We start from the raw sequence: 25,283 nt of genomic DNA, 5'->3' as shown, positions 1-25,283 counted from the left end.
CGCCCCGAGCGACGCCCACCCATGATGCCCCCGACCGAGTCCTCTCCGCACCTCAAGATCGAGTTCGCCCAGGCCAGCGATGCGGGTCGGGACCCGAACAAGCAGGTCAACGAGGATTCCTGCGGCTACGCCGAGACCCAGTTCGGTTACCTGTGCGTCCTGTGCGACGGCATGGGCGGCCACTATGGCGGCAGCGAGGCGAGCCGCACCGCCATCAAGACCATCTTCGAGATGATCGAGCACACGCCGTCCGCCGTGGGCCCGAGCGGCGCGCTCAAGGCCGCGATCGAGGAAGCAGGGCGCCGCGTCTACCAGCTGGGCGGGCCGCCGGAGAACCGCGTCCGGCCAGGCTCGACCGTCGTCGCGATGATCCTCCACGATCGCGGCGTCGATGTCGCGCACGTCGGCGACAGCCGTGCGTACGTGATCCGGAGCCACCAGATCTACCCCCTCACGCGCGACCACTCGATGGTGCAGGGGATGATCGACGCGGGCATGATCACGGAGGCGCAGGCGATCGGCCACCCCGACGCGAACAAGATCACACGCGCGCTCGGGATGAAGCCGGAGGTGGAGGTCGAGGTTCGACCCGAGCCGATGGAGCTCTACCCGGGAGACGTGCTGATCCAGTCGAGCGACGGGCTCACCGATCTCGTGCTCCCCGGCGACATCCTCGGGTGTACGCGGCAGGCGCTCGCGTCGGGCTCGGTCGATCACGCGTGCAGGATGCTCGTGCAGCTCGCGAACCACCGCGGCGGTCACGACAACATCACCGTGCAGATGGTCCGGGTGCTCGAGACGGGCAGCCGCTCGCTGACCATCGCGCATGGGCCGCCAGGGGCGGCTGGCCCCGGCGACGGCGCCGGCCCTGCGCGCGCTTCGCGCCCTCAGGAGACCGTCGCGATGACCCGGCCCGAGGCGGCGGCGATCGGCCAGCAGCACGCCACGAGCACGCCGCTCCCCCACGGCCATGGCGCCCCTGCGGCCGCGAGCGGCGCGGCGGCCGCGGGAAAGGCGCCGGCGCCGTACCCGGCGTCCATCAACAATGCGATCACCGTCGTCCCGACGGGCTCCTCCGACACGCCGCGCCCTGCATCCATCAACAACGCGATCACCGTGGTCCCGGCAGGTTCCATCGGCACGCCCGGGCCGCGTCCAGCGTCCACCAGCAACGCGGCGACCTCGGTCTCGACGGGCTCCGATGACGTGCCGGCCGTCGCGCCGACGGCCCTGGACAACGTGCCGGTCGTCGCGCGGACGGCCACCGACAACGTGCCGGCCGTCGCACCGGGCGCTGCCGCTGCTGCCGCTGCCCATGGCGCGCCGGCGCTTCGCCCCACCATCGACAGCACGCCGGCCGTGAGCCCCACGGCCACCGATGAGCTGCCTCCCGTGGCGCCAGCCGCCGCCCCCATCGCGCCGGCCGTGAGCCCCACGGCCGCCGACAGCGGGTCGCCCGTGACGCCCACACCGATGGACTCCGCGCTGGCGCTGCCTCCAACCGTGCCAGGGGCCCATCCCCCGGTGGCTTACCCGAACGCGCCCGACGCACCCGCCGTGCTGTCTCCCCTCCCCCTGAGCGCTCCCGCGGCGGCTCCGATGGGCCGCGCCGCGCCACCCCAGCCTGGTTCGTTCGGGGCGCCGCCTCACCCAGGCGCCGCTTACGGCGCTCCGCCCCACCCTGCCGCCCCCTACGGCGCACCGCATCCTCCTGGCGCCGCCTACGGCGTGCCGCACCCTCCTGGCGGCCCCTACGGTGCGCCGCATCCTCCTGGCGCCGCATACGGCGCTCCAGCTCACGTCGGAGCCGCCTATGGTGCGCCTCTTCAAGCGACCGAGCAGGACGTCCCGCCGCCTTCGGTGGCGTTCCCGGGGCACAACCCCGCAGCGCCCGGTGGTCCCCCTGTCGCCGCCGCCCCGCCCCCTCACCTCGCGCCCACGCCGCTGCATGCTCACGCGTACGCCGCAACCGGCCCGCGCCCCGCGCCAGCACCGAGCTTCTCCGGACCCGTGTCGTCGTCTGGGGCATCAAGCGTGCCGACCACCGTGCGCGCCCCGCGCGGCGTCTACATCGCCCTCATCGCTTCGGCGGCGGCCGTGTTCCTCGTGCTGTTCGTCTTCCTTCTCTGGAAGCTCCTCGGCAGCTGAGCGCGGAACAGAAAGGCCGCCCCACCCACCACCATGCACGGATGAGCGGAAACAGCGGCGGACACGAGGACGCGGATCGAGCTCAGCGCAAAGAAACGCAAATGAGCGCAGACGACAGATGCGTGACGCGCAACGGTCCCGCTCACGGAATGCGATTGAAGAAGGACCGGATTCCGGATTAGCCTAACTTTCCGGAGGTCCCTCCATGCCTGGCGACCAAGAGCTCGAGGACGGCGACGACATGGATGGCGCGCCTGAGGATCTGGAAGACGTGCCGGAGTCGACCCCTGCACCCTCTCTCGAGGAGGCCCGCGCCGGCTTCATGCTGCTCGATCTGTGACCCGCTGAACCACCTGGCTCCCGGAAGTCACGGCGCTCCGCGCTGACGCTCCGTTCGTCCAGCGGGCGAGAGTCTCCCACCGAACGGCGCCCATCGCCGCGCGCGTGCAGAAGCGCGCTCCTCTTCCGTTTCCGCTTCCGCGAGCGACGCCGCGCCAGCGTGGCGACAGGCGGCGCACGGCACGCGCCTCTTCCCTTGCCCTCCCCGACGGCCTGTGGTGAAACGCGGCCCGCATGATCCCGGGGCTAGGTAAACAAAGCATCACGATCGGCAGCGCCCCCACCTGCGATGTGGTGCTCGTCGCACCCGGCGTCCTGCCCGAGCACGCGCGCATCGTCAACCAGGGGGGTGGCAAGCTGCTCTTCTCCTGCGGGCAAGGGCCGGCGTCGGCGAACGGGCGGCCCCTCTCGCCGGGGGAGCAGGTCCCGTTCGACTTCCGCACCCAATTCGTAATCGCGCAGACGCCGGTCCCGCTGAACCACCCGGCCATCACGCTGATGCTGGCGTCGCCCGGGAACCTCGCGCCGGCGCCCGGCCAGGTCGTGATCGGACGAGACCCCGGGCGCGCCTCCTTGGTGCTCCAGCACCCGAGCGTCTCGAGCCAGCACGCGACCGTCACGCTCGATCGCATGATGGTCATCGACCACAACTCGACGAGCGGCACGTACGTGGGCGCGCAGCGCATCGCCGCTGGCACGCCGACGCCCATCGATCCGCAGGGCGCCATCGCCTTCGGGCCTGTCCCGGTCCAGGTCAGCCTGCTCGTCCAGCTCGCCCAGGCCGCCCGGCAATCCGCGCTGCCGGCCGCCTCCGGCGCCCCGCCCGCAGCCAGCGTCCTGCCGCCGCAGCCTGCCGCTTCCGGCTACGCGCCGCCGCCGCAGCCCGGCGCCGGGGGTTACGCACCGCAGCAGCCCGGCGCCGGGGGTTACGCGCCGCCCGGCGTCGCCGGTTACGCGCCGCCGCAGCAGCCCGCGCACGCGGCGTCCTCGGTGCCCGCCGCCGGCGCGCCCGGGAGGAAGAACAAGACGGTCCTCGGCCAGCTCGACTTCTCCGGCGGCGGATCGAACGTCAAGAAGATCGGCCGCACGCCCGACAACGACATCGTGCTCGCCCACCCCCAGGTGTCGAGCCACCACGCGCTCCTGCACTCGATCAACGGGCAGCTCTACGTCGAGGATCGCGGCAGCGCCAACGGGACCTACGTCCGCGGCAACCGCATCGCGCCCGGCCAGAAGATCGCCGTGCAGAGCGGCGAGAAGATCTACATCGGGCCCATGCCCCTCCAGATCGAGATGGGGGGCGCGGGCGCCGTCGAGGTCGTCCAGGAGGAGTACTCCGCCGATCGGTGGGCAGGACGCCCGCTCTACGAGATCGAGGCGTGGAGCCTCGCCCTCCAGGTACCCGATCGGGACAACCCGAACGAGCAGAAGACCCTCCTCGACAACGTGTCGTTCAAGGCGCTGCCGGGCGACATGATCGCGCTCATGGGGCCGTCGGGCGCCGGCAAGACGACGCTCCTGCTCACCCTGAACGGCTACCTGCCGCCGACGAGCGGCGTCGTCCGCATCAACGGCGAGGACCTCTACAACATCTACGACACGCTCCGCGGATCCATCGGCTACGTGCCGCAGGACGATCTCGTCCACCCGGAGCTCACCGTCTTCGAGGCCGTCCGCTACAGCGCAAAGTTCCGCCTGCCGCCCGACTACACCGAGGCCGAGATCGACGCGCGCGTCGAGCAGACGATCAAGGATCTCGGCCTCGAGGGCGTCAAGAACCTCCAGATCGGCAAGCCGGAGAACAAGATCCTCTCGGGCGGGCAGCGCAAGCGCGTCAACATCGCGCTCGAGCTCGTCACCGATCCCGTCATCCTCTTCCTCGACGAGCCGACCTCGGGCCTCGCCGCCGACGACACGACCGCGCTGATCAGCCTGCTGCATGACCTCACGAAGGCCACCGGCAAGACGATCATCATGACGATCCACCAGCCGGCGAAGGACGAGTTCGAGAAGTTCAGCCACGCGCTCATCCTGGGCTACGGCGGCATCCCGATGTTCTTCGGGCCGACCCGGCCCGACGCGTACCGCTTCTTCGGCAGCTGGAAGGAGCGGCACGGCCAGCAGAACGACGTCGACAACCCGCGCGACATGTTCGAGATGCTCGCGCTCCGGGAGCGGCCCATCTTCGATCAGCTCCGCGCGCGGAACCCGAATGCGTCGCGCGGCGAGGCCAGGAAGCTCGCCGCCATCGAGTGGCGCAAGGAGTTCTTCAGCGACGGCAACCCGACGTACCGCCGGATGTACTCCGGCCGGCGCGAGATCGGCACCGGCCAGGGGCAGCGCGGCATCCCCGCCGGGCGCGCCACGACCAAGGGGCAGCTCGGCCTGCTCCTGTCGCGCTACTTCAAGGTGAAGAAGCGCGACATCGGCGGCACCCTGATCATGCTCCTCCAGGCCCCGATCATCGGCATCCTGCTCGCGATCGTCTTCGGCGGGCAGGAGAAGGCGATCCCGGCGTGGTGCCTCGGCGCGCTCCAGGAGCTCGGCCGCCGCGCGGGCGGCGCGGACAAGAGCACCGACGTCATCAAGGGCATGGAGGTCACCACCGACCACACCGCGGCGATCTTCTTCCTCGTCGTCGCCGCCGTCTGGTTCGGGACCTCGAACGCGGCGCGCGAGATCGTCAGCGAGCGGGCCATCTACCTCCGCGAGCGCATGGTCAACCTGGGGCTCGTCAACTACGTGCTCTCCAAGTACCTGCTGCTCGCCGGCTTCTGCCTCGTCCAGTGCACGGTCCTGCTCGCGATCGTGTTCTTCGCGCTCGGCTTCCACGGCGGCATGCAGGCGTTCGGCATGCAGCTCGCCGCGCTGACCGCCACCTCGCTCAGCGCCGTCGCGATGGGGCTCCTGCTCTCCACGGTGGTCGCCTCGTCCGAGGCGGCGATGGCGCTCACGCCGATCGCGCTCATCCCCCAGGTCGTGCTCGGCGGGCTCATGGTGCCGATGACGACCGTGCCGCACCTCCGGCCGCTCATGTACATCATCCCGGCGCGCTGGGGCTTCGAAGGCGCGATCGCGCCGGAGCGGCTCGCGACCGCGGAGGATCCGGCGTGGGTCATCGATCTGCACCGCACCGACACGAGCGCGGCGGACTTCATCGAGGGCGGCAAGTTCAAGTGCGCCATCGCGCAGATGGCGGCCGACAACTACGCGGGCGCGTGGGGCTTCACCACCTACGATCAGACCTGGATGCCCTATGCGGTGCTCGCCGGGATGACGTTGATCATCCTCGTCACGCTCTGCGCGGTGCTGAAGCGGCGCGACCCGGTGTGACGTCGTGACCGCGAAGGAGCCCTCCGCTTCCATCCGCATCGATGACCGGCGCGCGCGCCCGCGCCCGAGCGCGCGAGGCGACCGCAGGCCGGCCGCCGCGGTGCTCGTCTCGCTGCTCGCCGCCCTCTCGCCCTCCCCGGCACGGGCGCAGCAGCAAGGCCAGGAGGGGCAGGCGGCGCCGCAGGCGCCCGAGGGCGGGGCGGCCGTGCCCCGAGGCCCGGGCGGCGCGATCGTCACGCCGCCTGCCTCCACGGCCGCGCCGACGGGGAAGGCGACGCCGCCGCGAGCGCTCAACTACACGCCCCCGGAGTACCCGCCGGAGGCCGAGAAGCAGGGGCGCGAGGCGTCGGTGACCCTGCAGCTCGACGTCGACCGCGACGGGCGCGTGAAGCACGCCGTCGTCGTCGAGAGCGCGGGGCACGGGTTCGATGAGTCGGCGCTGGCCGCGGCCCAGAAGCTCGAGTTCGAGCCCGCCCGCCGCGCCGACGGGACCCCCGCCCCGGCCCGCATCCTGTACCGCTACTCGTTCACCCTGAAGGCGGCCCCGCCGCCGCCGGCCGCCGGCGAGCCCGCGAAGCCCGCCGAGAGCCTCCGCGGCACCGTGCTCGCCAGCGGGGGCGACGTCCCGCTCGCAGGCGCCACCGTCTCGGTCGCGCGCGTCGCCAGCGCGGGCGCGGGCTCGGGCACAGCGACGGCCGCCGCGCCGCCGGCGCTCACGACCGACGAGGGCGGCGCCTTCGCCTTCGCCGATCTGCCGCCGGGGCGATACCAGGTCACCATCGCGGCGCCCGGCTTCGAGCCGCTCTCCGTCGAGGAGGCGCTCGCCCCCGGGGAGCAGCTCGAGGTGAAGTACCGGCTCCTGCCGCAAGGCGACGGCCTCGAGGTCACGGTCCGCGGCACGCGGCCGCCGCGCGAGGTCACGAAGCGCACGATCGAGCAGCGCGAGATCAACCGCATCCCCGGCACGAACGGCGATGCCCTGCGCTCGCTCCAGAACCTGCCGGGCGTGGCCCGCCCGCCCGCCATCGCGGGCCTGCTCATCGTCCGCGGCTCCGGCCCGCAGGACACGCAGACCTTCGTCGATGGCACGCAGGTGCCGCTCATCTACCACTTCGGCGGCCTCTCCTCGGTCGTGCCGACCGAGATGCTGGATCGGATCGACTTCTACCCCGGCAACTTCAGCGCCAAGTACGGGCGCGTGCAGGGCGGCATCGTCGACGTCGCCCTCCGCTCGCCCAACGAGGACGGCAAGCTCCACGGCCTGGCGCAGATGGACCTCATCGACGCGCGCGTCCTGCTCGAGGGCCCCGTGCCGTTCCTCGACAACACCCGCTTCATGGTGGCAGGACGGCGGAGCTACATCGGCGAGTCGTTCGGCCCCGTGCTCGAGGCCGCGGGCGCGGGCGTCACCCAGGCGCCGGTCTATTACGACTACCAGGTCCTCCTGGAGACCGAGCCCACGCCCTCCGCGCGGCTCCGCCTCACGTTCTTCGGCTCGGACGACGCCCTCGAGCTGCTGCTCAGCGACCCGGCGCCCAACGAGCCGGCCCTCTCCGGCAACGTCGGGCTCCACACGGCGTTTCAGCGGCTCCAGGTCCGCTACGATCACGAGCTCACCGACAAGGACCGGCTCGACGGCGTGCTCGCGCTCGCGCGCGACGACGCCGATTTCGGGATCGGGCCGATCTACTTTCAGCTCGATCTCAAGACGATCTCCGGCCGCCTCGAGTATGCGCGGCGCATCTCGAAGGGCACGGTGTTCAACGCGGGGCTCGACGTCTTCGCCGGCCTCTACGCCGTGAACCTCCGCGCCCCCGGGCCGAACCGCCCCGGCGAGCCGCCGAACCAGCCGTTCTCGACGCGCACCCTCCAGGAGGTCTCGCGCGACGGCGAGTTCTTCTACCCCGCGGCGTACGCGGAGCTCGAGCTCGCCCCGACCCCTCGGGCGAAGATCGTCCCGGGCCTGCGCGTCGACTACCAGGACCTGAACCAGCAGGTCACCGTGAGCCCGCGCGTGAACGGGCGCTTCGACGTCGTCCCCGGGTTCCCGCGGACCACGGTGAAGGGCGGCCTCGGGGTGTTCCATCAGCCGCCGCAGTTCCAGGAGGTGATCCCGCCGCTCGGCAACCCCGGCCTGAAGTCGACCCGGGCGCTGCACTACGCGGTCGGCGTCGAGCAGGAGCTGACCCGGCACATCGAGGCGTCGGCGGAGGGGTTCTACAAGCAGCTGGACGAGCTCGTCGTCGGCGTGAACCGACCCGGGACGATCCAGCTCGACTACCAGAACGTCGGATCGGGCAGGGTGATCGGGGGTGAGTTCCTGCTCAAGTACAAGCCCGACGATCGCTTCTTCGGCTGGGCCGCATACACGCTGTCCCGCAGCACGCGGGTGCCGGAGCCCGGCGAGCCGGAGCGGCTCGTCCCGTTCGATCAGACCCACATCCTGACGGTGCTCGGCAGCTACCGCCTGGGAGACGGCTGGGAGTTCGGCGCCCGGTTCCGCCTCGTCTCCGGCAACCTGGTCACGCCCAACGTGTGCAACGTCAACGAGCAGAGCTGCGACCCGTACCGCACCAACGCGCTCTTCTACGCGCCCACCGGGACGTATACCCCCATCCCGTTCTCCGGCCCGAACAGCGAGCGGCTCCCGGCGTTCCACCAGCTCGATCTGCGCCTGGACAAGACGTGGAAGTTCAAGACCTGGCGGCTCGCGGCGTACCTCGACGTGCAGAACGTCTACAACAACGCGAACAGCGAGGCGATTCAGTACAATTACAACTACACAGCCCGTCAATACGTCACGGGGCTGCCCATCCTGCCGAGCTTCGGGATGCGAGGAGAGTTCTGAGATGCGCGGGGCGCAGGCGATGAACGGCGCGGCGAAGCGCGAGCGTCCCGAGCGCCGCGGGCGCCGGTGGCGGCGCGCGGTGCTGGGGACGCTCGCGCTCGCGGCGATCGCGTCGCCGGCGATCGCCTCGGGGTGCGTCGCGGGCTTCGATCCGCCGAGCCTCGTGGGCGGGCTCCGCGTCTTCGCGGTGGTCGCCGACAAGCCGTACGCCAACCCCGGAGACCAGGTCACCTTCCGGATCCACTACCAGGACGGGCTGGGCGGCCCCGAGGACGGGTCGCGCCCGGTCTCGGTCTACTGGTTCGGCGGGTGCGAGAACCCGATCGGGGACGACTACTACGGCTGCTACGCGCAGCTCGAAGGCATCACCTCCGAGATCGAGGCGTGGGTGGAGCGAGGCGACCCGACCGTCCCGCTGCCCGACCTCAACGGCGTGCGCCCCGGCTTCGGGGACACGTACACGATCACGATCAGCGACGACATCCTCACCGGCCGCACGGCGCCCGCCACGGGGGGTCCGGCCTCCGGGAGCGCGTACGTCTTCTTCGTCGCCTGCACCGGGGAGCTCGGTCTCGTGGAGGACCAGGGCACCGGCCGCGCCGGGACGTTCCCCGTCGCGTGCTTCAAGGACGGGCGCCGGCTCGGCCCGGACAGCTTCGTGCCCGGCTACACGCAGATCTACGCCTTCGAGGGGGGTCGCGCGAACGCGAACCCGGAGGTGCAGGGGCTCACGCTCGACGACAAGCCCATGCCAGAGGACTTCGCCGACATCCCCACCGTCCCGCGCTGCCGCGTGAGCGCGGAGGCGCGGCGCGAGGCCGGCTGCAGCGCGGAGGATCCGTTCGTCGAGTGCGCGGCCTACGAGCTCGAGGCGATCGTCGATCCCGAGGTGGCGGAGGACGACCCTAGCGCGCAGCATCAGGCGCTGAAGGAGATCGTCTGGGTCGATTACTTCGCCGATCTGGGCGATCTCGACGGGGGCATCAAGCTCGTGAGCGACGCGAACGAGGGGTACATCGGCGATCACGCCGTGAAGTGGATCCCGCCGGCCGAGCCGGGCGTCGCCACGATCACCGCGGTCCTGCGCGACGCGCGCGGCGGCTCGTCCGTTGTGCAGCGCCTCGTCCGCGTCGAGTGACGGCGGCCCCCTCCGGCCGCGCGCGTCGGGACCGCCGCGATCAGCCGCAGCCCGCTTCGATCTGAGAGAGCTGGTCGATGAGCTGCGCGGGGTCGCGCGCGGCGCACAGCGCGTCGGCGGCGCCGAGGCTGGCGAGCCTCGCCGCCTGGGCGAGCAGCTCGAGGTGCGCGCGGCCCCCCTCGCCGCAGACGAGGACGACGAACAGCCGGAGCGGGGCGCCGCCCGGCGTCGGCACCGCGAGCGGCTGGGCCAGCGTCGCGACCACGGCCGCCTGGCTCGCGCCGGGGACGATCGCGTGCGGGACCGCGACGCCGTTGCCGAGCGCCGTGGGCGACTCGAGCTCGCGCCGCAGGATCTCCTGGGCGAGCGCGCTCGCCGCGAGCGCGCCGCCGGGGGGCGCGAGCCGGGACGCCGCGACGTCGATGACGTCCTCGATGTCCGCGCACGAGAGCTGCAGCACGACGCGCTCGGGCGTGAGCAGCCCGCTGAGCCGCCGCGCGGGCGCCCCCCCGAAGGCCGCGCTCGCCGGGAACTCGGCGTCGATGAACGCCTTGACGCGCGCGAGCTGCGGGCCGCTGAGGTTGCGCCGCGCGAGCTCCGCGCAGAGCGCCTTCGCCGACGGGACGCGCTCGAGGTAGCGCGAGACGAGCGGCTCGACCTGGTGGCCGAGCTCGAGGAGCACCGCCGGCGGGAGCTCGAGCGCGCCCGCGATCGCCGTGAGCCGGTCGGGCGTGGGGATGGCGTCGTGCCCGTGCTCGACGCGGCTCAGGTAGGCGCTGGAGACGCCGATGCGGTGCGCGAGCGCTCGCAGGCTCAGGCCCGCCTCGACGCGGAGGAGCCGCAGCGCGGCCCCGAACTCGGCGACCGCGCGGGCGCGCGCGGCGCCGTCAGCGTCGGACATCGCTGGCATGGGATCAGGAGCGATCGGGCTCGACCGCGAGGGCGGTCGAGAGGATCTGCGGGGCGGGCGCCGGGGCCGGCGCGCGCGCGGTGGCGGGCTCGTGGCTGCGCACGACGAGCAGCGAGGTCGGGCAGCCCTGGATGATGTGCTCGGCGCGGATGCCGAACCGGCGCTGCGCGAGGCCCCACTCGGGCCCGACGCCGACGAGGACGAGATCGTAGCCGCGCTTCGCCTCCTCGAGGGCCGCGTCCGCGGGGGAGTCGTGCTCGACCACCTTGAGCACCACCTTGGACTTCTGCAGCGCGCCGCCCTCCTCACCCTCGAACACCTCGTCGACCGCCTGCTGCGCGCCGAGCGTGTCGTCGGATCTGCGCTTCGGCTTGACCACGTGGAGGATGGTGACGTCGGCGCCGACCTGCTGCGCGAGCCGGCGGGCCAGCGCGAGCGCCGCCCTGTCGTGCAACGTGCCGTGGAACGGCACGAGCAGCTTGCGGACCGCGGCGAGCCCGCGATCGATGAGCACGCCGACGTCGGTGTGGGCGCCGCGCATGACCTCGTAGACGGTGCCGCCGAGCACGGTCTGGCTGAGCAGCGGCTTGTGCCACCCGACGAGCACGAGGTCGGCCTGCTTCACGTCGGCGACGTTGCAGATGTCGTGGCTCGGCTTGGGCGAGACGAAGGAGAGCGGCCGGACCTCGGCGCCCAGCTCCTTGGCCCGCGACAGGAGCGGCGCGAGCGCCGCCGCCCCCTGCCGCTCGGGCCCTTGGTCGAGGTAGAACGAGCCGCGATCGGTCGGCGGGATGAGGCGCAGGGCGTAGAGGCGCCTCGCCTCGGGGCCGCTGCCGGCGAGCGCGCTCGCGAGCGTCACCATGCCGGGGCCGGAGCGCTCGTACGAGACGCACATGAGCACGGTGAACACGTCCGCCGCGGCGGGGAGCGGCGTGCGCTCCGGCACGTCGGCGAGCTCCTTGGCGAGCTCCTCCGGCGGGTAGATCCAGCGCAGGAGCGGCGTGGTCATGAAGGTGGTGACCAGCGCCATGAGCACCATCATCGTGAACAGCTTGGGCGAGATGATGCCCAGATCGAGCCCGAGGTTCAGGACGATGAGCTCCATCAGGCCACGGGTGTTCATGAGGATGCCGAGCGCGCTGGCCTCCCGCCAGCTCTGGCCGGTGAAGCGGGCGGCCACGGCGCTGCCGCCGAACTTGCCGAGGCAGGCGACCACGATGATGAGGCCGCACATCATCCAGCCGTCGGCCGAGTTGAGCAGCCCGATGTGCGTGCGCAGGCCGCTGTAGGCGAAGAACAGCGGGAGCAGGAAGACCACGGCGAAGTCCTCGAGCTTCTCGGCGAGGCTCTTCGCGAAGCCGGTGCCCTTCGGCATGATCGCGCCGAGCATGAAGGCCCCGAACAGCGGGTGGATGCCGATCATCTCGGTCATCCAGCTCGACACGATGAGCAGGAGGAACGTGACGGCGACGAGGTCCTGCGAGAGCCCTTCCTTGCTGGAGCCGCGCTCGCCGAGCCGGACGAGGAAGGGGCGGACCAGGAACAGCATCCCGGCGATGTAGGCGACGGCGAAGACGGTGGTCCAGACGGCGCCCACGAGGCCCGTGGCGCGCGCGATCGAGACGACGAACGCGAGGATGCACCAGGCGGTCACGTCGTCGACGGCGGCGCACGTGATGGTGAGGGCGCCGACCTTCGTGCCCAGCAGGCGCCGCTCGGTGAGGATGCGCGCGAGCACCGGGAACGCCGTGATGCTCATGGCCACGCCCATGAACAGCGTGAACGACGAGAACGGGACGGAGCTGTCGGAGAGCCGCGGGTACAGGTAGAGCGCGAGCAGCCCGCCCAGCGCGAACGGCACGACGATGCTCGTGTGGCTGATGATGACCGAGGCGTGGCCGCGCCCGCGCAGGAGCTTCGGGTCGAGCTCCAGCCCGATGAGGAACATGAAGACGATGAGGCCGACCTCGCTCACCAGCTTCAGGAGCGGCAGCGACTCCTTGGCGAACAGGACCGCAGACGCATCGGGAAAGAGCCAGCCGAACAGCGACGGGCCGAGAAGGATGCCCGCCGTCACCTCGGCGACGACCATCGGCTGCTCCATGCGGCGGGCCATCATGCCGACGAGCCGCGCGCAGGCGATGATCAGGAACGCCTGGATGAGGAAGCGGGCCAGCGAGTTGTGGATCAGAATCTCCATTGGGAGCGCTCCCTCCTGGTGGTAAGTGTTAAGTTATCGCTTATCAGCGGGCTCTCTCGACTGTCAAGAAAGGATCCGCGGAATCGAGCGGCCCCAACAGCTCGGCGAAGGAGAGCGCGCCGTGGCGCGGGCTGCGCCTACCAGTCGGTCGGCATGTAGTCTTTGAAGAACTGGCCGTACGCGTGCTGGCCGCTGAGCAGCCCGGAGAAGATGGGGTCGCAGATGCGAGCGGCGCCGTCGACGATATCGAGCGGCGGGTGAAAGCCGTGCTCCTCGAGCTTGCGGGCGGCGAGCGCCGCGGGGTCCTCGTCGGTGACCCACCCGGTATCGACGCTGTTCATGAAGATGCCGTCCTTCGCATAATCGGGCGCGGACGTGCGCGTCATCATGTTGAGCGCGGCTTTCGCCATGTTGGTGTGAGGGTGCCTGTCCGTCTTGTAACGGCGGTAGAACTGCCCCTCCATCGCCGAGACGTTGACGATGTGCCTGTCGAACGTGGGCCGTCGCATCATGAGCGGCTTCAGCCGGGAGTTCAGGACGAAGGGGGCGACCGCGTTGACGAGCTGCACCTCGAGCATCTCGACGGTCGGGACCTCGGCGAGCGTGAGCCGCCAGCTGTTCAGCGTCCGGAGATCGACCTGCTGGAGATCGGCGTCGTAGCGGCCCTTGGGGAAGAGCAGCTCGTCGAGGCGCTCGTCGCCCGGAGCCGGGATCTGGGAGAGCAAGGCGGGCTCGCGCAGGCCCGCGGTGGGGTCGGCGCCGGCGACGAGGGGGAGCGTGCCGCACGCGCGGAGCGCGTCGTACTCGCGGAGCGGGGGCCGAGCGCCCTGCGGGAGGGTGTGGACGGGCGCGGTCTCGCCCTCGATGAGGTGGCCGTAGAAGCCCGGCGGTCGCCGCACGGTCTGACAGGCGTTGTTGATGATGAAATCGAGCCGGTCGAGCGTGTGGAGGAGGTGGCGCGTGAAGAGCTCGACGCTCGGGGTGTGTCGGAGATCGAGGCCGTAAATCGCGACCCGTGATCCCCAGGCGTCGAAGTCGCGCTCCGCCGAGAAGCGGCGAGCGGCGTCGTGCGGGAAGCGGGTCGTGACGATCACCCGCGCGCCGGCGCGGAGGAGCATGATCGCCGCCTGATAACCGATCTTGACGCGGGCGCCCGTCACGAGCGCGACGCGGCCGTCGAGCGGAGCGGTCTGGCTGCGTTTGCCGTAGTTGAAGTCGCCGCAGGCGGCGCACATCGCGTCGTAGAAGAAGTGGACCCTGCGGAACTCGGCCTTGCAGACATAACACTTGCGCGGCCGCGCGAGCTCCGGCGCGCCGGGCTCGGGCGACGGCTCGGGCTCCTCGGTGGGCCCGGGCGGCGGCGCGGGCTCCTCGGCGGGGTCGGCCCATGACAGCGGGGGCGCGACCGGGGCGAGCGCGTCCGGCGTGCGGAACACCGGCTCTCGGCGGGCGACGCGGATGCCGACCGCATCGAGCAGGGCGGCGTCGGCGGACCTCTGCGCGTGCCGGTCGCGCTTGCGGAACGCCCTGGCGAGCTCTCGCTGCTCGGCGCGCTCGGGGCGCGAGACGCGGCCGGCGGCCAGGAGAAGCCGGCGGCGGTCCTCGGCGCTGATGGAGGCGAGCTCCGCACGATCGAGGGCCAAGGCCTCGAGCACCTTGAGGCAAGCGTCGAGATCGGCGGCAGTGAACGGCCGGCCTGCGCCGGCGGCTTCGCGGTCGGGACTCATCGAAGCGTGCGTGCATAGCACGCGGGAGACCGCGCGCGAACCGCAGCGGCCCTTCGGGTCCTGCCGGCACCTCCGCTGGCCGCGGCGCGCCTCGCCTTGCCTCGCCTCGCCCAGAGCGCCCGCGCCCAGAGCGCCGCCGACGAGCCCCGCGCGTCGCGTCCTGTTCGCCAGCTGAGGATTGTACACTACGTTCGCACATCATCCTGAGCCCTCGGAAACTCCAGCAGAGGATCTTATGATCGAGTCGCCACACAGTCTGTTTGCGACGGAATTCATGCCCCATGGCCATTGCTACTTCTGGCAGCCGGGCATGGTCTGGCTGCAGGTCATCACCAACCTGGCGATCGGCTTCGCCTACCTCTCGATCTCCCTGACCCTCGCCCATCTGGTCCGGCGTATCCGGGACATCCCCTTCCGGTGGGTGTACCTCGCGTTTGGCACCTTCATCGTTGCCGGTGGATTCACGCACTTCATGGATGTGTGGGTCATCTGGCAGCCGTTGTACTGGCTGGATGGGGCCATCCGGGCCATCACGGCGATCGCCTCCGTCGGCACCGCCATCCTGCTCTTTCCGCTGCTCCCCAGGGCGGCGGCGCTGGCGGCAGCCGCGCGCGTCACGCGCGAGCACGAGCTCCGCAGGGAGGAGCTGAATCGCCAGCTCTCGGCGCTCTACGAGGAGCAGAAACTCGCGGCCGAGGAGCGCGAGGTGATGCTCCAGCAGGCGCGAGAGGCCGTGAGGGCGCGAGAGATCTTCCTCGCCGTCGCGGCCCATGAGCTCAAGACGCCGATCACGCCGCTGCGCGCCGAGGTGGAGAGCGTGCTGCGCGCGGCGCGCGCCGCGCGCGCAGACCGCCTCACACCCGAGCGCCTGGTCATCAAGCTATCGGTCGTGGAGCGGCAGATCGATCGCCTGGAGCGGCTCGTCTCCGACCTGCTCGACGTCTCGCGCATCGCCGCTGGACGGTTCGAGCTTGAGATACAGGAGGTCGACCTCGCGGAGGTCGTGTGCGAGGTGGTCGAGCAGCACAAATACGACCTCACCAGGAACTCGATGTCCCTCCAGCTCGCCGCCGACGCCACGGGCGGCTGGGATCGCAGGCGGCTCGACCAGGTAGTGAACAACCTCCTCACCAATGCCCTCAAGTACGGCCGTGGGCGTCCGATCACGATCACCGTATGGGCGAATGATTCACGCGCCTGGCTCACGATCACGGACCAGGGCATCGGCATCGCGCCCGACCAGCAGGCCATCATCTTCAACCAGTTCGAGCGCGCGGTCTCGGAGCGACACTACGGCGGGCTCGGCCTCGGGCTGTGGATCGTGCGGCAGGTCGTCGGGGCGATGGGAGGGACGGTGTCCGTCGCGAGCGAACCTGACGTCGGCTCGACCTTTACTGTGGAGTTGCCTCGACGACATGGAAACATCGATGACGCCGAGACGAAATCCCCTTAAGCTGACATGATGAAGCACATCCTGTTGGTGGAGGACAACGAGGATATTCAGCTCTCTCTCCGCGACGCGCTCGAGGAAGACGGTGCTTACAGCGTCGTGACGGCCGGAAATGGAGCGGAGGCGCTCGCGCTGCTCGAGCGCGGCGAGCGGCCGAACATGATGCTCGTCGACCTCTTGATGCCCGTCATGGACGGTGTGGAGTTGATCGACCGGATGCGGCGCGACGCGCGGTTCGCTGGCATCCCGGTCGTCGTCCTGTCAGCCGCATCGATCACGTCCCCGCCACCCGGAACGCCGTTGCTCAGGAAGCCGATCCGCTACGAAGCCCTCCTTGGAGCGGTCCAGAAGGCGTGCGGTTGCTGAGAGCGGTGCGCTCGCGCGCTGAGGGCGCTACTTGGCGGCGGGCTCGTAGGGGCAGGGAGCGCCGCCTTCTCCGGTCTCGGCGAGGGCGCCCGTCGAAGGATCGATGGTGAGCGTGGTCGGGAAAGGGTGAGCGCCGGGTCCCTGCGAAGCTTCGGAGACCGAGAGCAGGAGGGTCCTGTCGGAGCGCTTGAACGCCCCTTTGCGATGGACGATGCCCGACCAGATGCACGCCACCTTCGGCGGGCAGGGGGAGACGCGATCCTCGGCGGCGAAGCTGCCGTCCCTCGCGAAGGAGAGCAAGCGCTCGTACTTCCGCGGACCGCACGCGGCGGAGCTCCACGTGCCGAACAGGGCTTCTTCGCCGGACGCGGTGGTCGAGGTCCGCGCTGTCGTGGTCGGCGCTTGCGTCGTCGCGGTGGTGACCGTGGCCGAAGCTTGCGGCGCGGGCGTGACCGGCGCCGCGGTGGAAGGCGGTGCGGAGGGCCCCGCGGGAGACGACGGCTCAGGGGCCGGCTCACGCGGACCGTTGACGGTGCACGCAGCGAGCGGCGCCAGCAGCGCGGCGAGGGGGAGGATGAACGTTCGCATCACACCCGCTCATCCCATGGCGGCTCAAGGCGCGCAACGCGTGCACCGCCAGAGGCCGCGGCGATACGCCCGCCCCGCGAGCGGCGACACCCTGGGGAGCGCCAGGCGTCCGACCGCGATCGATGTGCGCTACCCCAGCAGCGCGAGCAGATCCTCCCGCGTCAGCGAGGCCGCCCTGTCCGCCTCGCCCAGCGCGGCGCCCGCGATGGCGCGCTTCCGCTCCTGCAGCGCGAGGATCCCCTCCTCCACCGTGTCCTTCGCGACGAGCCGGTGGACCATCACCGGCCGGTGCTGCCCGATACGGTGGGCCCGATCGGCCGCCTGATCTTCGACCGCCGGGTTCCACCAGGGATCGAGCAGGAAGACGTGATCCGCCGCGGTCAGGTTCAGGCCGGTGCCGCCCGCCTTCAGCGAGATGAGCATCACCGGGGGGCCGCCCGGCGACTGGAACGCCGTGACCACCCCGGCGCGGTCGCGCGTCCCGCCGTCGAGGCGGCTCCACGGGATCCCCGCCGCGACGAGGTGCGGCTCGACGAGATCGAGCAGCGAGGTCCACTGCGAGAACACGAGCGCCTTGTGGCCGTCGGCGACGCACTCCTCGAGCGCCTCGATCAGCCGCGTCACCTTGGAGGAGGGCGCGGTCCGCGCCGCCTGCGCCGCGCCGCCGGCGCTCGAGCCCGGGATCAGCGCCGGATGGCAGGCCGCCTGGCGCAGGCGGAGCAGCGCCTCCAGCGCCGCCATGACGCTCGCCCCCTCCGCGAGCTTCTCCACCACGTCCTTGCGGGTGGCCGCGCGCACCGCATCGTAGAGCTCGCGCTCGGCCTCCTCGAGCTCGCAGTAGAGCACCATCTCCGAGCGCGGCGGCAGCTCCGGCGCCACCTCGCCCTTCAGCCGCCGCAGCACGAAGGGGCGGATCTTCTGCCGCAGCTCGGCCGCGGCGCCCTGCACGCCCTCGGCGATCGGGCGGCCGTAGCGCTCCTGGAAGGCGCTCCGCCCGCCGAGCAGGCCGCGGTTCGTGAAGTGGAGCAGGCTCCAGAGCTCCTCGAGCCGGTTCTCGACCGGCGTGCCGCTCAGCGCCACGCGCAGCTCGGCGCGGAGCGCGAACGCCGCGCGCGCCGCCTGGCTGTCGGGGTTCTTGATCGCCTGCGCCTCGTCGAGCACCACCGCCTCCCAGGCCTGCGCCGCGAGCAGCTCGGCGTCGTTGCGGAGCACGGCGTACGTCGTCAGCGTGATGTCGGCCGCAGGGTCGATCGTGCGCCGCGTGCCGTGGTAGACCGCGAACCGGAGGCCCGGGCGGAAGCGCCGGATCTCGTCGGCCCAGTTGTGGACGACGCTGCGCGGGCAGACGACGAGCGTCCGGCCGCGCAGCGCGCAGAGCGTCTGCAGCGTCTTGCCGAGCCCCATGTCGTCGGCGAGCACCGCGCCGAGGCCGGCGTCGCGCAGGAACGACAGCCAGTCGACGCCGCGGCGCTGGTACGGGCGCAGCGTCGCGGTCAGGTCGGCGGGCAGCGGCGCCTCCGGGAGCGACGCGAAGCCGTCCAGCAGCGGCATGAGCTTGTCGAAGCCCGACGGGCGCGGGTACTCGATCTCGTCGCACAGCGCGGCCAGCGCCGGGAGCGCCGCGGGCGGCACCTCCTTGTCTTCGCGCCGCGCCGCGAGCAGATCGGCGACGCGCGCGCCGTACTTCTCGAGCCACGCGGAGGGCAGCGGCGCCCACCCGCCGCCGAGGAGCGGCACGAGGGGCAGGCCGTCCTGCCACGCCCGGATGACGGCGGTCGCGTCCGCGCGCTTCGTGGGCGCGCCGGCGCCGGCGCCTTCGTCGTCCTGCCCACTCGAGAGCTCGAACTCGACGTCGAAGGCCCGGTCGTGGATGACGAAGCGCGGCACGAGCGCGGCCTTGCCGAAGATCTCGCCGCGCGCGTCGGCGAAGGCGCGGGCGTCCCACGACTCGAGGCGCGAGGCGAAGCGGATCGCCTCGACCCCGTCGAAGTCGACCCGACGGCCCGGGATGAGGTGGAGCTCGTCGCGCAGCCGGACGAGCAGCATGCGCTCCGCGGCCTCGTCGCGGACGGGCACGGCGCCGGACAGGTGCACGAGCCGGCCGTTCTCGATGCGCGCCTCCGGCGGATCGCCGTACACGAGGCTGGGCACGACCGAGAGCGTGTGCTCCTTCTGGCTGAGCTCCAGGAGGATCCGCGGCCGGGAGGCGCCGCCCGCGCGGGGCAGGCGCTGGCTCTGGACCGTGACCGGGACGCGCTTGGTCAGCTCCGGCAGGACGTCGGTCACCAGCTTGCCGAGGTCCCCCCGCGAGAACACCCGCCGGAGCGGCAGCCGCTCGAGCTTCGGCCCCGTGAGATCCGTCTCCCGGAGCAGGTGCAGCGTGCCGCCGCACCGCGCGACACCCGACGCGATCACCTCGTCGACGCGCGGGTCCCGCTCCACGACGAGCGCCGCGCCGTCGTCGTGATCGCGCACCGTCGCGCGGGGGCCGATCGCCTCGCTGGAGACGCGCACGGGCGCGCCGTCGAGCTCCACGTCCGCGACGCCCGCCAGCGCCGCGAAGAGCTCGGGCTGGCGATCCGAAGGGAAATAGCCGTGCTGCTTCGTGCCCACGAGGCGGTCGATCGCCAGGTCCTCGTGCGTCGGGTAGAGCTCGGGCAGCCTCGGCCCCGGCCGCTCCGGGCTCGCTGGAGCCCTCACGGCGCGGCCAGCGAGGCTGGCGAGCGAGACCCGGAGCGGCTCCTCGGAGCCGCTCGCGTGCACGATCATCCGCTCGAGCGCGAGCACGAGCCCCTTGCGCCGGAGCCGGTACCGCAGCCGCGCCGGCGGCGGGGACGCGGCGATCGCGCCGCCTTGCGCGGCCGGCTGCGTCTGCGCCCTCGGCTGGCCCTGCGCCGGCGGCTGGCCCTGCGCAGCCGGCTGGTCCTGCGCCGCCGGCTGGCCCTGCGCGACCGGTTGCGAGAGCGACAGCGTCGCCGCGACAGCGTGCGCGCAGGGATCGATTTTTCCACCGCAGTCGCACGTCCACTCGGCGTCCGCCGGGTAGAGGGTGACGGTGGGTGCGACGGGCTGCCCGGCCGCCTTGATGCGGACCACGATGGCATCGCCGCGATCCTCGCGTCCGAAGGCAGCGCCCTCACGGGCGAGCTTGACGCCCTGGGACCAGAGGCCCGGAAGACAGGCTTTTCTGATGGCTTCGAGAAGACCCTGCACTGAGACTCCAGACACCGACGACCGGCCGCGGTAGCTCGCGCGCTCTCCCGGGACCAGCGCCACTTCTTGGGATGTTCACAGAAAGACGAAGAAGACGGAAAGAGGTTCGGGCGTCTTTTTCCGCTGTCGCGTCTTCCAGATTCCAGGAGCTTGCCCGGTACGAGCAGGGCGCTGCTGTAGCAGGTATCCGCGCGGCGTGGCGCCGCGAGCTCTACCGGCGCGTCAGGTGCTCGCGGTAGCGCGTCGTGAGCTCCATCCAGCGCAACGTGAGGATCGGCTCTCGCTCGAGCCGATCCTGCCAGCTGCGATCGACGGCCTTCCACAGGTCGCGGTCGGCGATGCCGTGGCGCAGGAGCGCCTGGTCGAACGACGAGGCCGCTCCGAGCGACGACTCGGCGCAGAGGACCGCGTACTGCTGGAGGCTGAGCGAGGGGAGCGCGCTCCGCGTGCCCGGAAGGTCGCTCCGCGACGCGGGCGCAGGGGCCGCGACGCTCGGCGGCGCCGGAGCTGCCGGCGCCGGAGCGGCCGGCCCGGCGGCGCTCTCGTCGAGCTCGCCGGGCGATCGCCGGAGGGTGACCCCCGACCGCGCGTTGCCGCCATCGAGCTCCAGCAGATCGGCCTCGGGCGGGACCTTGATCGAGGGCAGCGGCAGGGCCCGCGGCACCTCGACGGCCTCGTCGGCCTCGCCCTCCGAGGGCAGGCGTTTCCCGCTCGACATGGGGACGATCACGGACTGCGGCGGCGAGGCCGCGCGCCGCGGCGGCGCGGAGGAGCCGCTCCCCTGGCCGCCTCGCCGTGAGCCGCCGCGCTCGCCGTCGGGCGCCGCGAACGACAGCACCGGGCCGGCGTCGGTGATCTCCATCTGCAGGATGATCTCACCGGTCCTTCCGCGGACGACGAGCCGATCGCCCCCCAGCGTCGCCTCCATCTCGTAGCGCCGCCCGGAGGAGAGCGAGATGGTGGCCGAGGGGACCGGCGCGCCGCTCGCCGCCCCCCGTGAGCCCGCCTCTTCCTGAGGACGGAGCCCGGTCTGATGCAGCCCGCGCTCGGTATCGGGTGGATCCCCACTCATCAGGATCGGAGCCTAACGCAGCAAGCGCACGCCCCGCGAGCGCTTTCGACGCTCTCGACGCTTTCGACGCTCTCGACGCATGATTCAAGCGTCTGAGCCCAGAGCGCCTGGGGACACGCGGCTCGCCTTCGCGTTCCTGCGATCGGGCGCGGGCGCATCCGAGCCCAACCGACCCCCTCCGACGCGGTGCGCTCGGTCACCCTGGCTCGCGCCTGAGCGCCGCGGCCTGCGCTCGGTCGCGCAGGGGTGCGCAGGAGCGCGCTCGGCCACGCAGGAGTTGGGGCGAGGGTGCACTCCGACACAGAGCGCTTACGTGGCTCAGCGTGTCTTCATTTCACGAGGTGCGTCGCTGCGCTCAAGCCCGGGCTGCGCTGACAAAAATCGCCGCTGATGACGTTCTCTTGGAATTCGCCGGCGCTGATCGCAATGCGTCCAGAGAGGTCATTCCTGGCGTGTCCCGGCCCATCTTCGTTTGAAACGGTTGGCTCTGTAGTAAAGCGGGCAGCGAGCTCTTCCCGACAGGCGGTCTATGAAGAATACCTATCTCGCGCTTGCGCTGCTGTTCACCGCGTGCCTCCCAGGCTGCTTCTACACCAGACAGACTATCGAAACATGCGACACCGAGTGTGAGGACGTGCCCAACCAGGACGCGTGTCTAGCGGAATGCGGGACGTGCGTGGATCAATGTAAAAGCGAGCCCTACGGGTCCGACCGTTGGGACTGCATAGCGGAATGTCGGACATGCGCGAAAGTGTGTAGAAACCAGCCCGACCGCGACGCGTGCATCTCGGCATGCGAACCGTGCAGCGGCGACCAGTGTGTCGAGCCGCCTCCGGAGGGCTTCTATGGCCCTGCGCTGCTCTGGGTCGGCAGGACGGTGGACGAGCCGCAGTGCCCCCACGGCGCCCAGACCACGGTGTACAGGGGGTACGAGACCGCTGACTTCCCTTTCGCGTGCAGCCCATGTCGGTGCGGCGAGCCGGCCTGCGCCTTGCCCGACGATCTCCGGACGGCCGCTTCGCTGAAGTGCGGTGGCCCGGCGGTCTCGGTGCATGAGCCCCGGGACATCCTGAACGGCACCTGCGTGGTGCCCAGCAGCGCCCTCGTGAACGATCACCAATCGCTCGTCCTCGGCGCGACCCGAGTGACGCCTTGCGAGGCCAGCGTCGAGCCCCCCCCGGTGCCGCAGTTCACCTTGCGGTGGTATCGCTCCGGCGTGGCGTGCGGGGGCAGCCTCCAGGAACGCACGTGCCCCTCTCCGTCGAAGACGTGCGTGCCACCCGATCAGGAACACGGCTTCGCTCAGTGCATCATGTACCTCGGCGAGGGCGAGGTGACCTGCCCGGAAGATTACCCGGAGGACGTCGTCCTCTACGACGGCATGAGGGACGAGCGCCACTGCACGCCGTGTGAGTGCGGTCCTCCGACAGGCAGCGAGTGCTCCCTGATGCTCGTTTCCTTCCGGGACGGCGCGTGTGACGAGCAGCTCACCGCCGGCACCGCTTCGAGCGATGCCCCGGGCTGCGTCGCCGCCACGCCCGGGGAAACGCCCAAGAGCATGAGGGCCATCTGGCAGGTCGACCGGCCCGGAAGCTGCGAGCCGAGCGGCGGCGAGCTGCGAGGCGAGATCGTCCTCACCGGTCCGAGCACGTTTTGCTGCCAAACACGTCCAGGCGAGAACGGGTGACGATCATGCGCCGCGAAGGGCGGCGCAGCGCCGCCCGAGCCGCACGATTCGGGCTTTTCCTGAACCACGGTACGGGCTGACCAGAACCTGCGATGTCAGGCAAAAGGCGCCAAAATCAGGGATCCGCGGGCATGGCGAAAAACCTCTCGAAACGGAGAAACAGACGAGCCAAAATGCAATGCGACCTGCGCGCTCGAGAGCGCACACAAAAGCCTTTACGTGCGCTCCAAAGTCAGTATCTACAGGATCACGACGTGGGAGCGGCGACGTCGAGCCGGCCTCCGTCACGCGGCAGAGGTGCACTGTCCTACGGGCGCTGGAGACGTTGAAGAGGGGGGCCACATGGCGGGGTGTTGCGGCCGGACGGGAAGCAGCGGCGTGCATCGGGTCGAGGTGTCCACTCCGCTCCGTACCGCACCGATCCCGCCCTAGCCGGGACGCCGATGCGACGCGCCGGTTGTGCCGCCGTGTTCGTTGTCTCGATGGCGACGACCCCGGCGCACGCGGATACGCCTCGGTCTGAATCGGGACGGGAGACTCAGGAGGACGACCACATGTTCCGCGGCGAGATCTCCGCGTCACCGCTGCTCGCAATGGGCCTCATGCCCGCGCTCGGCGGAGGGGCATCTTTCGCCACGGCGTTCCGCTGGCCCAGTCTGTCGATCGGCGTCGAGGCGCGGATGTTCACCTCCCTGGCAGATACCTTTGCGGACGGCGTCCTGGTCCATGCGAGCCTGGCGATGCCGACGCTCGACATCTGCGGTCATCGCGGGCTCCTGTCGGTGTGCGCCGTCTTCGACGCCGGCGAGCTGCGGATCACGAGCGACCCCGGCGTCAGCGTTCAAGCGCGCCAGCCGTGGGTCAGCTCGGTCGGCCTGCGGGTCGCGGGCGACTGGCGCTTCTCCGAGCAGCTGTCGCTGCGCGGGTTCGCCGAGCTGCACACGAACCACAGCCGCCCGTCCCTCTGGGTGAACAACAGAGAGGTATGGCGGGTCCCTCCGCTCTCCGGTGTGGTCGGCGTGGGGCTCGTGCTCCCCGTGGACGCCTTCTGAGGGAGGCACCCTGGCCGCTCCCTGGATGGGAATGCGGCCGACACCACCTGGCCTGAACAAGCGGTCACCACGCCGCGATGAGCACCATGTCAGCAGCATCAGCAAGAGACACCGGGGCTGACGCGGCAACACGGGACCGACCGAGGGTCCGGGCGGCGTGGTCGCTCGTCGCTGCGGCCGCGGCCCTGCTGTGGCCCTGGCGCGCCGGGGCCGCGCCGCCCCGCGCCGCGGTGCAGCTCGAGTACCGGCGCGCGCCAGGGGCCGAGCGCTGCCCGGGCGAGGGGCTCCTGCGCGAGGAGATGGCCAGGCAGCTCGGCTATGACCCTGTGGAGCCCGAGGCGGCCGCGCAGGCCAAAGCCCTTGTCTTCCGGGGACCAGGGAGGGAGATACACGCCACCATGGATCTCTACGACGCGGATGGATCCATCGCATGGTCACGGCACCTGGTCGTCTACCACGACGATTGCCAAGAGCTCGTCATGAACATGGCGCTCTCGCTCCGGGTCGCGCTCGATCCGAGCCTCCACGTGCCGCCCGCCCCGCCACCGCCGCCGCCCTCCCCTGCCCCGCCCCCAGCCGACGCCGCTGCCGCCACGCCCGCGCGGCGCGCGTGGCCCGACTTCAGCGTCGGCCTCGCGGGGGCCGCTGTGTTCGGAACCTTGCAGGAGACGACCGCCGGGACGGCGCTCCACGTCGCGCTCCGCTATCCATCTTTCTCCCTCGGCTTAGAAGGCCAAGTTCAACTGCCCGTCACGATTCAGCTCGACGAGACGACGAGCATCTCGGCCTGGCTCGCGGCGGCGAACGTGATGCCGTGTTCGCGGCAGCGTCACCTCTTCGCTTGTGCCGTCGTGTCGGTCGGCGTCGTGACCACCTCCAGCACCGACGCCAGGATCGTCGACACGTCGGCGCTCTGGCTGGCCACGGGGCCGCGCGCCGGCATCGAGATGCCGATCTCCGATCGGCTCGCCATCCAGTTCTATGGCGACATCGTGCTCCGCCTCTCGGAGCTCCGGGTCGAGAGCCAGGAAGGTGTGCTCTGGACCCCGCCCGCCTACGGCGGGCTCGTGGGGCTCCGTCTGGACGTCAATCTCGATCCGCGGAGCGAGGCGCCCGCGCGGCGCGCTGCCCTCCCTCGGGGTGCCGAGGCAGCGCATTGACCAGCTTCGCGACCACGCCGTCGCCACGCTCGAGGGGGGAACAGAGATGGGG

General features: G+C 71.2%; 16 protein-coding genes. 10 read left to right on the top strand and 6 right to left on the bottom strand.

All coding sequences use genetic code 11. The features are described 5' to 3' along the window. Nucleotides 1-21: 21 nt before the first annotated feature. The 5 genes from WMF19_RS14790 (at nt 22) to WMF19_RS14770 (ending at nt 9,806) form a co-directional block, all read left to right on the top strand. Entirely contained in the window at nt 22-2,148 is a 2,127-nt protein-coding gene (locus tag WMF19_RS14790; protein WP_437899708.1) for a protein phosphatase 2C domain-containing protein, read from the top strand. A gap of 205 nt (nt 2,149-2,353) precedes the next feature. Further along, nucleotides 2,354-2,488 (top strand): hypothetical protein, encoded by a 135-nt coding sequence (locus WMF19_RS14785; RefSeq protein WP_437329220.1) that lies wholly within the window; start codon nt 2,354-2,356, stop codon nt 2,486-2,488. Nucleotides 2,489-2,721: 233 nt separating this feature from the next. Beyond that, nucleotides 2,722-5,820, top strand: coding sequence for an FHA domain-containing protein (locus tag WMF19_RS14780; protein WP_437899706.1), 3,099 nt, complete (start codon nt 2,722-2,724; stop codon nt 5,818-5,820). Nucleotides 5,821-5,824: 4 nt separating this feature from the next. Next, nucleotides 5,825-8,668 (top strand): TonB-dependent receptor domain-containing protein, encoded by a 2,844-nt coding sequence (locus tag WMF19_RS14775; protein WP_437899705.1) that lies wholly within the window; start codon nt 5,825-5,827, stop codon nt 8,666-8,668. Nucleotide 8,669: 1 nt separating this feature from the next. Beyond that, a complete protein-coding gene (locus WMF19_RS14770; protein WP_437899704.1) occupies nt 8,670-9,806 on the top strand; it encodes a hypothetical protein in 1,137 nt (378 codons plus the stop codon). Nucleotides 9,807-9,846: 40 nt separating this feature from the next. Here WMF19_RS14770 and WMF19_RS14765 read toward each other — a convergent pair whose 3' ends face one another. From WMF19_RS14765 to WMF19_RS14755, 3 genes are all read right to left on the bottom strand, one after another. Then, nucleotides 9,847-10,716, bottom strand: coding sequence for a PTS sugar transporter subunit IIA (locus WMF19_RS14765; protein ID WP_437899703.1), 870 nt, complete (start codon nt 10,714-10,716; stop codon nt 9,847-9,849). A gap of 4 nt (nt 10,717-10,720) precedes the next feature. Further along, nucleotides 10,721-12,916, bottom strand: coding sequence for a cation:proton antiporter domain-containing protein (locus tag WMF19_RS14760; protein WP_437899702.1), 2,196 nt, complete (start codon nt 12,914-12,916; stop codon nt 10,721-10,723). A gap of 137 nt (nt 12,917-13,053) precedes the next feature. Beyond that, nucleotides 13,054-14,643 carry an SDR family NAD(P)-dependent oxidoreductase gene (locus tag WMF19_RS14755; RefSeq protein WP_437329214.1) on the bottom strand — a complete coding sequence of 530 codons (1,590 nt, stop codon included), beginning with the start codon at nt 14,641-14,643 and terminating at the stop codon, nt 13,054-13,056. A gap of 274 nt (nt 14,644-14,917) precedes the next feature. On the opposite strand from WMF19_RS14755, the gene WMF19_RS14750 reads away from it, so the two are divergent. Next, entirely contained in the window at nt 14,918-16,096 is a 1,179-nt protein-coding gene (locus tag WMF19_RS14750; RefSeq protein WP_437899701.1) for a sensor histidine kinase, read from the top strand. Between the two features lie 6 nt (nt 16,097-16,102). Continuing rightward, a complete protein-coding gene (locus tag WMF19_RS14745; RefSeq protein ID WP_272103377.1) occupies nt 16,103-16,459 on the top strand; it encodes a response regulator in 357 nt (118 codons plus the stop codon). Between the two features lie 27 nt (nt 16,460-16,486). Here WMF19_RS14745 and WMF19_RS14740 read toward each other — a convergent pair whose 3' ends face one another. The 3 genes from WMF19_RS14740 to WMF19_RS14730 form a co-directional block, all read right to left on the bottom strand. After that, nucleotides 16,487-17,047: a hypothetical protein gene (locus tag WMF19_RS14740; protein WP_437899700.1), complete on the bottom strand. Its 561-nt coding sequence runs from the start codon at nt 17,045-17,047 to the stop codon at nt 16,487-16,489. Between the two features lie 129 nt (nt 17,048-17,176). Next, nucleotides 17,177-20,260: an SNF2-related protein gene (locus WMF19_RS14735; RefSeq protein ID WP_437899699.1), complete on the bottom strand. Its 3,084-nt coding sequence runs from the start codon at nt 20,258-20,260 to the stop codon at nt 17,177-17,179. 211 nt (nt 20,261-20,471) lie between these two features. Further along, nucleotides 20,472-21,332 carry a hypothetical protein gene (locus WMF19_RS14730; protein ID WP_437899697.1) on the bottom strand — a complete coding sequence of 287 codons (861 nt, stop codon included), beginning with the start codon at nt 21,330-21,332 and terminating at the stop codon, nt 20,472-20,474. A gap of 751 nt (nt 21,333-22,083) precedes the next feature. On the opposite strand from WMF19_RS14730, the gene WMF19_RS14725 reads away from it, so the two are divergent. The 3 genes from WMF19_RS14725 (at nt 22,084) to WMF19_RS14715 (ending at nt 25,231) form a co-directional block, all read left to right on the top strand. Beyond that, on the top strand, nt 22,084-23,019 hold the full coding sequence (locus WMF19_RS14725; RefSeq protein ID WP_437899696.1) for a hypothetical protein: 936 nt from the start codon (nt 22,084-22,086) through the stop codon (nt 23,017-23,019). 554 nt (nt 23,020-23,573) lie between these two features. Beyond that, nucleotides 23,574-24,071, top strand: coding sequence for a hypothetical protein (locus tag WMF19_RS14720; protein WP_437899695.1), 498 nt, complete (start codon nt 23,574-23,576; stop codon nt 24,069-24,071). A gap of 398 nt (nt 24,072-24,469) precedes the next feature. Beyond that, entirely contained in the window at nt 24,470-25,231 is a 762-nt protein-coding gene (locus WMF19_RS14715) for a hypothetical protein (protein WP_437899694.1), read from the top strand. Nucleotides 25,232-25,283: the final 52 nt, after the last annotated feature.

The sequence above is a fragment of the Sorangium sp. So ce124 genome, from assembly GCF_051525235.1.
GTDB lineage: Bacteria > Myxococcota_A > Polyangia > Polyangiales > Polyangiaceae > Sorangium > Sorangium atrum.
This window is presented reverse-complemented; position numbering and strand designations above follow the sequence as displayed.